At 60.1% G+C, this 14,174-nt stretch carries 13 protein-coding genes; 4 read left to right on the top strand and 9 right to left on the bottom strand.

Annotated elements, in window-relative coordinates:
• Positions 1–17: 17 nt before the first annotated feature.
• Positions 18–566: an ankyrin repeat domain-containing protein gene (locus tag J3P81_RS03745; protein ID WP_434564076.1), complete on the bottom strand. Its 549-nt coding sequence runs from the start codon at positions 564–566 to the stop codon at positions 18–20.
• A gap of 62 nt (positions 567–628) precedes the next feature.
• Positions 629–2,170, bottom strand: a complete 1,542-nt coding sequence (katB, locus tag J3P81_RS03740) for a catalase KatB (RefSeq protein ID WP_434562216.1) — start codon at positions 2,168–2,170, stop codon at positions 629–631.
• 283 nt (positions 2,171–2,453) lie between these two features.
• On the opposite strand from katB, the gene mscL reads away from it, so the two are divergent.
• Positions 2,454–2,867, top strand: coding sequence for a large-conductance mechanosensitive channel protein MscL (mscL, locus tag J3P81_RS03735; RefSeq protein WP_420767274.1), 414 nt, complete (start codon positions 2,454–2,456; stop codon positions 2,865–2,867).
• A 42-nt stretch (positions 2,868–2,909) separates the two neighbouring features.
• Here the strand turns inward: mscL and J3P81_RS03730 are convergent, their stop codons facing one another.
• Positions 2,910–3,686, bottom strand: coding sequence for a ferredoxin--NADP reductase (locus tag J3P81_RS03730; RefSeq protein ID WP_420767275.1), 777 nt, complete (start codon positions 3,684–3,686; stop codon positions 2,910–2,912).
• A 282-nt stretch (positions 3,687–3,968) separates the two neighbouring features.
• On the opposite strand from J3P81_RS03730, the gene J3P81_RS03725 reads away from it, so the two are divergent.
• A complete protein-coding gene (locus J3P81_RS03725) occupies positions 3,969–4,682 on the top strand; it encodes an autoinducer binding domain-containing protein (RefSeq protein ID WP_434562214.1) in 714 nt (237 codons plus the stop codon).
• Between the two features lie 173 nt (positions 4,683–4,855).
• Positions 4,856–5,980, top strand: coding sequence for a methyltransferase (locus J3P81_RS03720; RefSeq protein ID WP_434562212.1), 1,125 nt, complete (start codon positions 4,856–4,858; stop codon positions 5,978–5,980).
• Between the two features lie 5 nt (positions 5,981–5,985).
• Here J3P81_RS03720 and J3P81_RS03715 read toward each other — a convergent pair whose 3' ends face one another.
• Genes J3P81_RS03715 through J3P81_RS03705 form a run of 3 tightly spaced genes read right to left on the bottom strand, consistent with a single transcriptional unit; the run spans position 5,986 to position 8,622 of the window.
• Positions 5,986–6,150: a DUF2474 domain-containing protein gene (locus J3P81_RS03715; protein WP_080942585.1), complete on the bottom strand. Its 165-nt coding sequence runs from the start codon at positions 6,148–6,150 to the stop codon at positions 5,986–5,988.
• Positions 6,151–6,171: 21 nt separating this feature from the next.
• On the bottom strand, positions 6,172–7,179 hold the full coding sequence (gene cydB, locus J3P81_RS03710) for a cytochrome d ubiquinol oxidase subunit II (protein WP_434562210.1): 1,008 nt from the start codon (positions 7,177–7,179) through the stop codon (positions 6,172–6,174).
• Between the two features lie 3 nt (positions 7,180–7,182).
• Entirely contained in the window at positions 7,183–8,622 is a 1,440-nt protein-coding gene (locus tag J3P81_RS03705; protein WP_420767279.1) for a cytochrome ubiquinol oxidase subunit I, read from the bottom strand.
• A 489-nt stretch (positions 8,623–9,111) separates the two neighbouring features.
• On the opposite strand from J3P81_RS03705, the gene J3P81_RS03700 reads away from it, so the two are divergent.
• The gene (locus J3P81_RS03700) at positions 9,112–10,350 is read left to right on the top strand and encodes an MFS transporter (RefSeq protein WP_434562208.1); all 1,239 of its coding nucleotides are present in this window, start codon (positions 9,112–9,114) and stop codon (positions 10,348–10,350) included.
• On the opposite strand, the gene J3P81_RS03695 is transcribed toward J3P81_RS03700, so the two are convergent.
• Genes J3P81_RS03695 through J3P81_RS03685 form a run of 3 tightly spaced genes read right to left on the bottom strand, consistent with a single transcriptional unit; the run spans position 10,347 to position 14,058 of the window.
• The gene (locus J3P81_RS03695; protein WP_434562206.1) at positions 10,347–12,548 is read right to left on the bottom strand and encodes a xanthine dehydrogenase family protein molybdopterin-binding subunit; all 2,202 of its coding nucleotides are present in this window, start codon (positions 12,546–12,548) and stop codon (positions 10,347–10,349) included. The two genes, J3P81_RS03700 and J3P81_RS03695, sit on opposite strands and share 4 nt — an antisense overlap.
• The gene (locus J3P81_RS03690; RefSeq protein ID WP_434562204.1) at positions 12,545–13,537 is read right to left on the bottom strand and encodes an FAD binding domain-containing protein; all 993 of its coding nucleotides are present in this window, start codon (positions 13,535–13,537) and stop codon (positions 12,545–12,547) included. Before J3P81_RS03690 ends, J3P81_RS03695 begins: the two co-directional genes overlap by 4 nt.
• Positions 13,534–14,058 carry a (2Fe-2S)-binding protein gene (locus J3P81_RS03685; RefSeq protein WP_434562202.1) on the bottom strand — a complete coding sequence of 175 codons (525 nt, stop codon included), beginning with the start codon at positions 14,056–14,058 and terminating at the stop codon, positions 13,534–13,536. The genes J3P81_RS03690 and J3P81_RS03685 overlap by 4 nt, the downstream gene beginning before the upstream one ends.
• Between the last annotated feature and the right edge of the window lie 116 nt (positions 14,059–14,174).

The following is a 14,174-nucleotide window of genomic DNA, read 5'->3' as shown; positions in this document are numbered from 1 at the left end:
ATGATAACAGCCGGGCTTTACCGCGGGGCCGGCATTCTGATTTCACCCTTTGCCAGATCTGCCGGGGTGTTGCCCAACGGATCCCTGGCCTCCAGGTCGGCCCCCTTGGCCTTCAGGGCATCGAGCAACTCGCCACGCTTGAACAGACCGGCATACATCGCGGCGGTCTGCCCGGCACCGTTGCGCTGGTCTGGGCTGCAATCGGTGGACAATAAACGACGCGCGATCTGCACTTCGCCCTTGAAAATCGCCCCCATCAACGCAGTGTTGCCACGTTTGTCCTGGGCACAGGCATCCGCCCCGGCGACCAACAGACGCTCGACCGCCGGGCCATGACCGTGATACGCCGCCAGGATCAGCGCGGTGTAGCCCTTCTCATCCCGCGTGTCGAGCGAATAGCCGGCCTCGATGAAGGTATCGAGCATCGGCACATCGCCCCGGCGGGCGGCATCGAAATAATAATCTTGCAACTGTGCCCGCACCTCATCCGCGCCGGCGGTCGGAGCCTGATCGGCCAGCACAGCCCATGACCATGTGATTAATATCAATGAAAGGAACTTACGCATCATGACCTCTCCATGCGACTGCGAATTATGGGAGCCGAACCCACTCGGCTCCCATAAGCGGATCAGTCGCTCAGCTTCTCGGCCAGCGCCTTGACCCGCGCCAGGTCGCCCCTGGCGACACGGGCCACTCCCGTCCCGTATTCAGGATCGGCTTTGTAGAGGAACGACAGGATGATGTGCTTGCTCTCGTCATCGGTAGTCGCCAAAGACCCACCAAAACTCTCGATCAAGTCACTGCGCTCCTTTTGGTTGAACGAGCGGTACAGGTCGCCCGCCTGCTTGAAGTTCTGCTCGCGCTGGATTTTCGCCTGTTGGGTGCTACCGGTCAGCTCGGCCTGGCTATAGCGCGCCGCTTGTTGTTCTTCACGGGGCATCAAGCGGCTCGGCTGGTAATTCACGCCGGTGCTGGTCTTGCCAAAATTCATCGCGCCATCCTGGTTGCCGTTGTTGACAGCGACCTTGGGGGCATTGATTGGCAACTGCAGCGCGTTCGGCCCAACCCGGTACATTTGCGTATCGGCATAGGAAAACACCCGCCCCTGCAACAACCGGTCTTCCGAAGGCTCGATACCCGGCACCAGGTTCGCCGGCGCCATTGCCACTTGTTCGGTTTCCTGGAAAACATTCGCCGGATTACGGTTCAACACCATTTGCCCAACTTTTCGCTCAGGAACATCCGGCCATATCTTGGTCGCGTCCAATGGATCGAAGTCAAACTTGGCCAGGTCCTGAGGCTTGAGCACCTGGACGAACAAGTCCCACTTTGGAAAGTCCCCCTTATTGATATGGCTGACCAAATCGTTGGTCATATGGCTGTAATCCTGTCCTTGTACTTTCACCACTTCTTTCGGGTCGAGATTTTTGAGGCCTTGCAAACTTTTCCAATGAAACTTTACGTAACTGATCTCGCCCTTTGAGTTGATCAGTTTGTAAGCATGTACACCGTTACCGTCCATCTCGCGGTAACTGGCTGGTGTCCCGGAGTTTGAATACAACTCGGTCAGGGTGCGAGTCGCTTCTGGAACATGGGAAAAGAAGTCGAAACGACGGGAGTCATCATCCAGGTTGGTTCGCGGATCGGGTTTGAACGCGTGGACCATGTCAGGGAACTTGATAGCGTCACGGATGAAAAATGTCGGGAAGTTATTACCCACCAGATCCCAGTTACCCTCCGCCGTATAGAACTTGGTGGCAAAGCCACGCGGGTCGCGCAGTGTTTCGGGCGAATGATTGCCATGCACCACGGCGGAAAAACGTACGAACACTGGCGTGACCTGGCCCGCCGCGAAAACCTTGGCCTTGGTCAGGTCGCTCAAATCATTGGACACGGTAAATTCGCCATGGGCACCGGTGCCACGGGCATGGACGACGCGCTCGGGGATACGTTCGCGGTCGAACCGCTGGAGCTTCTGGATCAGTTGCACATCCTGCAGCAAGGTTGGGCCATTGGGCCCCGCCGTTTGCGAGTTCTGGTTGTCGCCTACCGCTGCACCATTATCGCGAGTCAGCGTGGCGGCATGGATGGACAGGGAAAACAGGCTGGCGGTCAGCACAACAAGGGAACGGCGACCGGACATAGCGCCGAGGCCAAGGGAAGTGTTCATTGAAGTTTCCTCTGATTTTATAAAGCGCATCCATGTGCGCCTTTCAGAGGCTAGTGCTCGGAAAATGAAAACCTAAATAGAAATGCCATACCGCGCTGATAGAAAAAACAATATAGGGAGTCAGCCCTGAAGCGCGTTTCGCGCGCGATTGGTGGCACTTTGTAAACTTTTCGCGGGGGGCCGGGTCGATTACAGGCACGCTTTGTAAGCAATCATGTCGAGCGAGACACCGATGACTGGCTTACACTGCGGCTATCAACTCATCTGTCACAAGGAATCATTCATGGGCGTGCTAAGCGAGTTCAAGGCCTTCGCGGTCAAAGGCAATGTCGTCGACATGGCCGTCGGGATCATCATCGGTGCTGCTTTCGGCAAGATCGTTTCGTCGTTCGTGGGTGACGTGGTCATGCCTCCGATCGGCCTTCTGATCGGCGGGGTGGACTTCAGCGACCTGGCCATCACCCTCAAGGCCGCCCAAGGCGATACGCCGGCAGTTGTGCTGGCATATGGCAAATTCATCCAGAGCACAGTGGACTTCATCATCGTCGCGTTCGCGATCTTCATGGGCGTCAAGGCCATCAACCGGCTCAAGCGCGAAGAAGCCGTCGCCCCGAGCGCCCCCCCTGTGCCGACCAAGGAAGAGCTATTGCTGAGTGAGATCCGCGACTTGCTCAAGGCCCAGAACGAACGGCCCTGATATTCCCGCGCCTAGAAATGGCGTCCCCGGGACGCCATTTTTCTACCAATAGTTTTCCACCGCTACCTGGCCGGGCCGGCGGGTGAGGCTCAGTTGCAGGCCCCTGGCCTTGAGCAGCTTGCGCGTGTCGTCAATCATCTGGGGATTGCCGCACAGCATGACCCGGGAATGCTCAGGCGTCAGCGGGACACCGGCGACCCGTTCCAGCTCACCGTTTTCTATCAACGTAGTGATTCGCCCGTTAAGGGCCTCTGGAACCTGCTCACGGGTGACGGTCGATATAAACCGGAACTTATGCGCGTATTCGGCCAGGTAGTCTCGCTGGAACAACCCCTCGATAAGGTCTTGGTACGCCAGTTCCCTGGCCTCCCGCGCACTGTAGACGAGGATGATCCGTTCGAATTTTTCCCAGACCTCGAAATCCTGCAGGATCGAAAGAAACGGGGCGACACCCGTTCCCGTGGACAACAGCCATAGATCACGACCGTCGACAAAACGGTCCAGCGTCAAATAGCCAAAGGCCTGGCGCTCGACCAGCAGATTATCCCCTGGTTTCAGACGGCTCAGCTCGCTGGTGAATTCACCGCCCGGGACGACGATCGAAAAGAACTCGAGAAACTCGTCGAACGGCGATGACACCATGGAATAAGCGCGCCAGACGGTGCTCCCATCCGCCTTGACGACACCGAGCCGGGCGAACTGACCAGCCCGGAAGCGGAAACCGCGATCCCTGGTGGTGCGTAGCGTAAACAAGTGAGGCGTCAACGTTTGTACGTCGACCAGTCTCTGGCGGGTAAACTTTTCTGCATTGTCGGTCATGGGGCACTCCAATCGAACAAGGCCTGCAGTGTCCCGCAAAGTGAGGATATTAACCACCGCCGAAGATTGATAGCGTTAAGCCACCCACCTTGTACATCGGCGGATAAAGCTCTACAAAGTAAAAAACATGTATCAAAAACACTGTTAGTAAAGTGCCTTCGTCAATAGCGACGACGCCAGACAAAAGAAAAAAATCTAACTACCGAGCAAGGAAAAGTCCTACACTCATTTTCGCGTCACAGATTGGATCCACCTCGTTAAAAGTTCCAAAGGAGAAATGCTATGGACGAGTGGAAGGACTTGCAACTGCGAAAACTGTCATGTGAAAAGGACTTGCAAAGGGCCTATCGTCTGGTACTGGATTTCTTTAATTTTCAAGGATTTGAATACTGTGCCTTTGCCGCATACTCGGGCGTTCCCGATCGGTATGCCAGCAAGATCAATATTAATAATTACCCTTATGGATGGGACCGGCTTTATGAACAAAATGGTTACGTCAACAATGACCCGATAGTGGCGCATTGCAACCAGTCCGCATTACCGATCCTGTGGAGTGAGAGTGCATTTTCCGAAGCACCCAAGTTATGGCGGGAACTTAACCGACAGGGTCTCAGGCACGGCTGGACACAAGCCATACATGATGAGCACGGCTCCCATTACAGTTTATTCAGCCTCGCCAGGACGCATTGTCCGATCGATGCCGACGAACACTATGGGAACCTTGGCTATGCCATCTTCGCCAGCCAGAAACTGCATGCTCTGGCGGGCAAGAAGTTGGTCGACAATATGGTGCCCCCGCAAACCTACCACCTCTCCCCCCGGGAGATCGAAGTGCTGAGGTGGTCCGCCGAAGGAAAGACGGCGTCGGAGGTCGGGCGCATCCTGTGCTTGTCCGAACGTACCGTGAATTTCCATGTCTGCAGCTGCATGCGGAAGTTGAACGTAACCAATAAAATCTCGGCGGTGGCGAAAGCTGCGCACATCCATGTGATCTAGGTAACCGCTCAGTCCGCAAAAACCCACGGGTAATGCCTGGCAAAAAAACGTACCATTTACGGCCCCACTTGAATGATGACGCGCCTAGTCCGCGACGCAGTTCATTCAGGAGGTCCCGCTGACAGACCTGCCCAAGGCAGCGGGACACCCGTTGATTTGCCAGAGTCCCAGCCATGCCCTTGCTCGATACTCCCTTCGCCCAACTCGACCTGATCCGCCAGCCCGAACAGCCGAACGAACCCCTGCAAGCGTTCGACGCTGCCGATGAATATCTGCTTGCGCACCTGGCCGAACAGCAACCGGGCGCGGAAACTCGAGTGCTGGTACTCAATGATGGCTTCGGCGCCCTGGCGGCCAGCCTCGCAGGCAAGGTCAAGGTCACCAGCAGCGGTGACTCGTTCCTGGCGCTGCAGGCATTGGAAAAGAATCTGGTGCGAAACGGCTTGCCGTTCGATACGGTGCCCATCGTGCCGGCCAGCGAAGCGCTGACGGGGCCTTTCGATTGTGTCCTGGTCAAGGTGCCCAAGACCCTGGCGCTGCTGGAGGAGCAACTGATCCGGCTGCAAGGGCAACTGGCACCAGGGGCCCAGGTGATCGCTGCCGCGATGGTCAAGCATCTGCCCCGGGCCGCAGGCGACCTGATGGAGCGCTACGTCGGCCCGGTGCAGGCCTCGCTCGCTGTCAAGAAGGCCCGTCTGTTGATTGCCACGCCGCAACCGAGGACACCGGCCGCTTCCCCTTACCCCACTCGGTATGCGCTCGATGAGCCGAACATCGAGTTGCTCAATCATGCCAATGTATTCTGCCGTGAAGGGCTGGACATCGGCACCCGCGCCTTCCTGCCGCACCTGCCCAAGAACCTGGGCTCGGCGCGTGTTGCGGACCTGGGTTGCGGCAACGGCGTGCTGGCCATTGCCAGCGCCCTGGCTAACCCGGACGCTCACTACACCCTGGTGGACGAGTCGTACATGGCCGTGCAATCAGCCGCCGAAAACTGGCGAGCCGCCCTGGGCGAGCGCGAAGTGATCGTGCGGGCGGACGATGGCTTGGCCGGGCAAGAAGCGCAGTCCCTGGATGTGGTGCTGTGCAACCCGCCCTTCCATCAGCAGCAAGTGGTGGGCGATTTCCTTGCCTGGCGCATGTTTCAGCAGGCCCGTGAAGCGTTGGTGGTCGGCGGCGCGCTGTACATCGTCGGCAACCGCCACCTGGGCTATCACAGCAAGCTGGCGCGGCTGTTCCGCGGTGTCGAGCAGGTGGCCGCCACGCCGAAGTTCGTGATCCTCAAAGCCCGCAAATGACTCCGTCAGTGAGTCGTCAAACCCGCGGCGTTCATGAACATCCGCATCAAGCTGGCTACGATGAACAATGCCAGCACGCTACCGGCCCAAATCGCCGCCAGCCAACCGAGCCGCTGCCATAGCGGCTTTTTTTCCGCGGCCTCGATGTCTTTCAAGTCAGGCTTGGCCATCTTCGGCACCTCGCAGGTCGGTCAATGGTAGCCATCGTCATGGGTCACCTTGCCGCGGAACACGTAGTAGCTCCAGAAGGTGTACACCAGGATCAACGGAATGATGAACAACGTGCCGACCAGCATGAAGCCCTGGCTCTGTGGCGGCGACGCGGCGTCCCAGATCGAAATGGACGGCGGCACGATGTTCGGCCACAGGCTGATGCCAAGGCCGCTGTAACCCAGGAAAATCAGCACCAGCGTCAGGATGAAAGGCGTGTAGTTGGCGTTGCGGGCCACGGCGCGGAACAACCCGTACATGGTCACCAACACCAGGATCGGCACCGGCAGGAACCAGAACAGGTTCGGCAAGGTGAACCAGCGCGCGGCGATATCGGCATGGGCCAGTGGGGTCCAGATGCTGACGATGCCGATCACCGCCAGCACCACGAAGGCCAACGGCCTGGCCAGGTCATGCATCTGTTCTTGCAGCTTGCCTTCGGTCTTCATGATCAGCCAGGTACAGCCGAGCAAGGCATAGGCGGCGATCAGCGCCAGGCCGCAAAACATGGTGAACGGCGTGAGCCAGTCCAGGGAACCGCCGGCGAACTGGCGGTTGACCACTTCGAAGCCGTCGATGAACGCCCCCAGGGCGACACCTTGGAAGAACGTCGCCGTCAGCGAGCCACCGATAAATGCCTTGTCCCAAAGATGCCGCTTCTCGGCCTTGGCCTTGAAGCGGAACTCGAACGCCACGCCCCGGAAGATGAGCCCGATGAGCATCAGGATCAGCGGCAGGTACAATGCCGAGAGCACCACCGAATAGGCCAGCGGGAACGCCCCGAACAGCCCTGCCCCGCCCAGCACCAGCCAGGTCTCGTTACCGTCCCAGACCGGCGCGACGGTGTTCATCATCACGTCGCGGTCGCGCTCGCCCTTGACGAAGGGGAAGAGAATGCCGATGCCCAGGTCGAAGCCGTCCATGATCACGTACATCATGATGCCGAAGATGATGACCACGGCCCAGATCAGCGGAAGATCAATACCCATGACTCAATTCCCCTTGTTCGAGCTGTCGTTGTGGTCCACTTCGTCGTCGCCTTCGTTGGCGGCCGACAATGGACGGGCCGGGGTGCGTTTCTGACCGGGGCCACCGTCGGTCGGCTCGGCTTCCTGCGCCACCGGGCCCTTGCGCACCAGACGCATCATGTAGCTCAACCCCGCGCCGAACAGCGCGAAATACACCACCACGAACATGACCAGGGTGAAGCTCATCTGCGCAAAGCTGTGGCCGGACGACGCATCCGCCGTGCGCATCAAGCCGTAGACTACCCACGGCTGGCGACCGATTTCCGTGGTGAACCAGCCGGCCAGGATCGCGATTAGCCCGGAAGGCCCCATCCACAGCACCAGATGCAGGAACGGGCGGGATTGGTAAAGCCGGTTGCCGCGGCGTAGCCAGAGGCTGCACAGCCCAGTGAATATCATCAGCAACCCCAGGCCCACCATGACCCGGAACGACCAGAACACGATGGTCGAATTCGGTCGATCCTCAGGCGGGAAATCCTTCAGCGCCGGCACCTGATCGGTCAGCGAGTGGGTCAGGATCAAGCTGCCCAGGTACGGGATTTCCACAGCGAACTTGGTTTGCTCGGCCTTCATGTCCGGCCAGCCGAACAGAATCAGCGGCGTGGGTTCGTCGCCGACGTTTTCCCAGTGCCCTTCGATGGCGGCAATTTTTGCCGGCTGGTGCTTCAGCGTATTGAGACCGTGGAAGTCACCGATTACCGCCTGTACGGGCGCGACCAGCAGGGCCATCCACATCGCCATCGACAACATGCGGCGAATGGCCGGGTTATCGCGACCGCGCAGCAGGTGCCAGGCCGCCGACGAGCCGACGAAAAACGCGGTGGCGACAAAGGCCGCGACCGACATGTGCATCAGCCGGAACGGAAACGAGGGGTTGAACACCACGGCCAGCCAGTCCACCGGAATGACCCGGCCATCGATAATTTCGTAGCCTTGCGGGGTTTGCATCCAACTGTTGGACGACAGGATCCAGAAGGTCGAGATCAGCGTACCGATCGCCACCATGACCGTGGAAAAGAAGTGCAAGCCACGCCCCACGCGATTCCAGCCGAACAGCATTACGCCGAGGAAGCCCGCTTCGAGGAAGAATGCCGTGAGCACTTCATAAGTCAGGAGCGGCCCGGTTACAGCGCCAGCGAAATCCGAAAAACGGCTCCAGTTGGTGCCGAACTGATAAGCCATCACCAGCCCGGAGACCACCCCCATGCCGAAGTTGACGGCGAAAATCTTCGACCAGAAGTGATACAGGTCGCGGTAGGTATCGTCGTGTGTCTTCAGCCACAGGCCTTCGAGTACCGCCAGGTAACTCGCCAGGCCAATGGTGATGGCCGGGAACAGGATGTGGAACGAGATGGTAAACGCGAACTGGATTCGGGCGAGATCGAGCGCCTCCAAACCGAACATAAGTCTTCCTCTGTCAGGTAAAACCGGCTGCGGGCGGGGCTTGCATCACAGCCCCCAGGGATATGGAGTGCGATGCTTTTAAAATCGTTCTTTTTAAACCGTCACAACGCAGGACTTTGGCCCAATGGCCGCCAGCACAACGCCCCAAGGGGAATTGACCTGGGTCAAGCAATGTTCAAAGAGTAGTCGCTATATGGCCGATGGACGGCGTGGTCTTTTGTCGCGTGGCAGGTTGTCCCAGGCGCTCAGGACATAAGTAAAAACTCTTGTGGCGAGGGGATTCATCCCCGCTCGAGTGCACAGCACTCGAAAAAGCTTGGGGCCGCTTAGCGCCCCAGCGGGGCGGTGCGACGTTTCGCTAAATCCCCTCGCCACAAATGTTCCCTCAAGCCAATATCGATGTTTGGCTAACTATTTTTCCAACCACCGCAACTTCCTGTTACAGCTCAGTGATAATCTCGACCTTCCCATCACCGGACCCCGTCACAGATGCCCAGCCAAGCGCCCCTTCTGCTCCGTCACCATCGTCCCTTCATTGCTTTCTGGCTGGCTCGGATATTCACCGCCAGCGGTTTCCAGATGCTGACGGTGGCCATCGGCTGGAACCTCTATCAACTGACCGGCAATGTCCTGGACCTGGGGCTCGTCGGCCTCGTGGAGTTCGCCCCACGGGTGCTGTTCATGCTGCATACCGGGCACGTGGCGGATCGATACGATCGACGTAAAGTCGCGGCCATCTGCCAATCGTTGCAAGCCATGATCGCCCTCACCCTGGCGATTGGCAGCGCCAGCGACAACGTTACGCGCGAGATGATCTTCATCCTCGCGTTCCTGCTCGGCGCGGCCCGCTCCTTCGAAATGCCGACCACCCAGGCGCTGTTGCCGAGCATTGTCCCTGCAGCGTTGTTTCCCCGGGCAGTGGCCGCCGCGCAATCAGCACAACAATCGGCCACCATCGTCGCCCCGGCCCTGGGCGGTTTGCTGTACGCCTTTGGCAGCGTCTGGGTCTATGGGCCAACCGTGTTGCTTTATGTCATCGCCTGCTGCCTGATGCTCAACCTGCCCGCCCGGCAGACACCGCTGAATAAAGGCAAGGCGACCCTCGACTCGCTGTTGGCCGGTATTCGCTTCATTCGCAGCCGCCCGGACATCCTAGGGGCGATCTCTCTGGACTTGTTTGCGGTGCTGTTGGGCGGCGCCACCGCGCTGTTGCCGGTATTCGCCAAGGACATCCTGCTCACCGGCCCCTGGGGCCTGGGCCTGTTGCGTTCGGCGCCGGCGGTCGGGGCCTTGCTGATGTCGCTGTGGCTGGCGCGGTTTGCCGTGGAGCGCAAGGTCGGCCGGGTAATGTTTACCGCCGTGGGCGTGTTCGGCGTCGCCACCATTGCGTTCGGCCTTTCCACGTCGTTCTGGTTCTCCCTGGCGGTATTGGTGGTGCTGGGCGCGGCGGACATGATCAGCATGGTCATCCGCGCCTCCTTCGTGCAGTTGGAAACGCCCGACGAGATGCGCGGTCGGGTCAGCGCTGTGAATGGGTTGTTTATCGGCGCCTCGAACCAGTTGGGCGAATTCGAGTCCGGGATCACCGCCCACTGGTTCGGCACGGTACCGGCGGTGGTCATGGGCGGCGTCGGCACGCTGCTGGTGACCGGGGCCTGGATCAAACTGTTCCCGACCCTGGCCAACCGTGACCGGATGCACGAACCGGTGGACGAGGCGAAAGCCTAGAGCAACTTATCCAGGGTGATGGGGAAATCCCGCACCCGTTTGCCCGTGGCATGGTAGATCGCATTCGCCACCGCCGCGGCCACGCCGACAATGCCGATTTCGCCGACACCCTTGGACCCGAGGGCGTTGACGATCTCGTCATGCTCTTCGACAAATATCACGTCTATCTCGCCAATGTCGGCATTCACCGGCACATGGTACTCGGCCAGATTGTGGTTCATGTGGCGGCCAAGGGCATGGTCGGTCAAGGTTTCTTCGTGCAGTGCCATGCCAACGCCCCAGACCACCCCACCGAGGATCTGGCTGCGGGCAGTCTTCGGATTGACTACCCGGCCCGCCGCGATGGCGCTGACCACTCGGTTGACCTTCACCGTGCCAAGGTCTTCATCCACCAACACCTCAACGAAAACCGCCGAATGCGTGGCGGTCGCATAGGCCTGGCGTTTTTCATCCGGTCCGGTGGCGACCTCCGCCTGCAACGGCATTTCGCCGCTTTTTTGCGCCAGCTCCGCCAGGGCGACACGGGCCTCGCCCATGCGCAGTTCACCGTCGATGAAGGTTACCTGCTCAAGGGTCGCGCCGCTGAAGGCAGGACAGGACTGACGGGCCACGGCGAGCAGCTTTTCCCTGAGCGCTTCGCAGGCTTTCTGCACCGCGGTGCCCACCGACGAGACGGTAAACGAACCACCCTGCAATGGTGCCGTTGGCAGCGACGAGTCGCCCAGGACAAAGGTGACGTCCTCAAGGGAAACGCCTGACGCCTCGGCGGCAATTTGAGTCATGACGGTATAGGTGCCGGTGCCGATGTCCGTCGTTGCGCTGCTGACGGTCAACTTGCCGTTGGCGTCCAGCGAGGCGCGGGCACTGGCTTTTTGCTGCATGGCTTCCCACACGCCGCCCGCCATGCCCCAACCCACCAGTTGCCGGCCGCTGCGCATGCTGCGCGGTTCGGGGTTGCGCTTGCTCCAACCGAAACGGTCGGCGCCCTGGGCGTAACAGGCCCGCAGCTCCTTGCTGGAATAGGGCTTGCCTTCGTTTTCGTTGCGTTCGGCATAGTTGATCAGACGCAACTGCACTGGGTCGATCGCCAGGGCGCAGGCCAGCTCGTCCATGGCACACTCCAGGCCGATCAACCCGAGGGCCGCGCCCGGGGCGCGCATGTCCAGCGGTGTGTAAACGTCCAACGGCGCCAGTTTGTACGTCAGTGTCACGTTATCGCAGTGATAGAGCATGCCGCTCCACTCCACCACGTGCTCGGTAAAATCTTCGAAACGCGAGGTCTGGCCAATGGCGGTATGCGCTACCGCGAGCAATCTTCCGTTGGCCGCAGCACCCAATTGCAAGCGCTGGAATGTCCGAGGCCGATAGCCAAACGTAAACATCTGCTGGCGCGTCAGGCTGACCCGTACGGAACGCTTGAGATGCAGCGCGGCCATCACCGCGAGCGCCAATTGGTATTGCGGACGCAGGCCGGAACCAAACGCGCCGCCCACGTAGGCGGCAAATACCCGCACTTGCTCCTTTTCCAGCCCGAATACTTTTTGCACGTACGCCTGGCAGTTCTGCGCGCCTTGGGTCTTGTCGTGGATATGCAGGCTTGCGTCGGGTTGGTACAACACGGTGGAGGCATGGGGCTCCATCGGGTTGTGGTGTTCTATCGGCGTGCTGTAGGACACGTCCACACTCAGGGCTGCGCTCGCGTACTCGCCCTGAAAATTCCCACGGGGCTTGGGCAGTTCTGCAGGTGCTGGATGGGCTTCGTTTTGCAGGATTGTCAGATCGGTCTGATGCCCCTCAGCCTCGTATTCAATCTCCACCAGCGAGCCGGCATAACGGGCCAGCTCCAGGTTTTCGGCGACCACCAGGGCCAGCGGCTGGCCGCTATAGAGGATCTGGTCGTTGAACAGTGGCCGGAACGGCGAGCCCTCCGCTGCGTCGGCATCCTGATAGGGTTCGTCGTAGCTGGCGATTTTGGGCCGATTGGTATGATCGATCACAGCAACGACACCCGGCAGCGCCAGGGCGCGGGAAGCATCGATACCCACCACCCGCCCCCGGGCGATGGCACTGGATACGACACTGCCGTGCAACAAGCCATCTTCCGGATATTCCCCGGCGTAACGGGCCCGACCGGTCACCTTGAGGAGGCCATCGACCCGGTCCAGCGGCTGGCCTATGGTTTTGCTCGGTGCATTCATCGGGCGGTTCCTCCCACCAGTGCGGCATCGCTCAAGGCGCGGACAATCGCCCGGCGCGCCAACTTGACCTTGAAACCGTTGTGCTCCAACGGCTCGGCGTTTTGCAGCAGCGCATCCGCGGCGGCCGTGAACGTCTCGCGGCTGACCGCCTGACCCACCAACCAATTCTCCACGGATCGATCACGCCAAGGCTTGTGGGCCACGCCACCCAAGGCCAGGCGAGCCTGGCGAATCACCGGCCCGTCCAGCTCCAGCACGGCGGCGACCGAGACCAGAGCGAAGGCATAGGACGCGCGGTCACGGATCTTCAAGTACTGGCTGTGTTCGGCGAAGCCTGTGGGCGGCAGCTCGATATAGGTGATCAGTTCATCATCGGCCAGTTGGTTGTCCCGGTCCGGAGCGTCGCCGGGCAGGCGATGGAAGTCGGCGAATTCGATGGTCCGTGGACCACCCCGGCCCAGCACATGGACCACCGCGTCAAGCGCGGCCAGTGCCACGCACATGTCGGAGGGATGAGTCGCGACGCATTGATCGCTCGCCCCAAGAATCGCGTGAATACGGTTCAAACCGGTTCGAGCCGGGCAGCCACTGCCGGGCCGGCGTTTGTTGCACGGCACACCGGCGTCATAAAAATAGTAACAGCGGGTACGCTGCAACAGGTTGCCACCCGTGCTGGCCATGTTGCGCAGCTGTGGCGAAGCACCGGCAAGAATGGCCTGGGAGAGCAACGGATAACGGCGCTCGATCCAGGGATGCCAGGCCAAATCGGCGTTACTCACCAACGCGCCAATCATCACCCCGCCCGATGGCGTTTCGCTGAGGTCGGCCAAGGGCAGCCCGGTGATATCGATCAGGTGCTGGGGGCGGGTGAGGTTTTCCTTCATCAGGTCGAGCAGGTTGGTGCCGCCAGCGATGAAACGCGAATCGGCACTCGACAGCTCGACGGCGGCCTGCAGCGTGTCGGGCTTGCTGTAGCGAAAGGGATTCACGACTCACCTCCGGTCTGCTGGCAGAGCGGCAGGGCTTCTTCGATGGCATCGCGAATGTTGTTGTAGGCACCGCATCGGCAGAGGTTGCCGCTCATCAGCTCGCTGATTTCGGCGCCAGTGCTCGCCCGCCCCTCGTGGGCCAGCGCCACTGCCGAACAGATCTGCCCGGGAGTGCAATAGCCGCACTGGAACGCGTCATGCTTGATGAATGCCCGTTGCATCGGATGCAACTCGTCGCCATTGGCCAGGCCTTCGACGGTGGTCAACTCGGCACCGTCGCACATCACCGCGAGGGTCAGGCAGGCGTTGATCCGCTTGCCGTCGCGCAGCACCGTGCAGGCGCCGCATTGGCCGTGGTCACAGCCCTTTTTGCTGCCCACCAGGTCCAATTGTTCGCGCAGCAAATCGAGCAACGTAGTCCAGGGCAGCACCTGCAACTCGCGCACCGCGCCATTGAGTGTCAGACGTATGGGATGACGGACGAAGGACGCCTGCGTCGCTTCGGACAAGGTCGCGCTCATGGAACACCTCACGGTTGGTCGTACACGCGGCGTTTTGGAAAACCGCCGTCATAAGGGGTACGACTTCGGGGTGGGATGAGCGTTCCAAGACAATTGCCCGCCCCCAATGCACGAGT

Source organism: Pseudomonas sp. R1-6 (assembly GCF_051132115.1).
Taxonomy (GTDB): Bacteria; Pseudomonadota; Gammaproteobacteria; order Pseudomonadales; family Pseudomonadaceae; genus Aquipseudomonas.
Note: the sequence above shows the minus strand (reverse complement) of the source record. Positions and strands in the feature narration are given on the sequence as shown.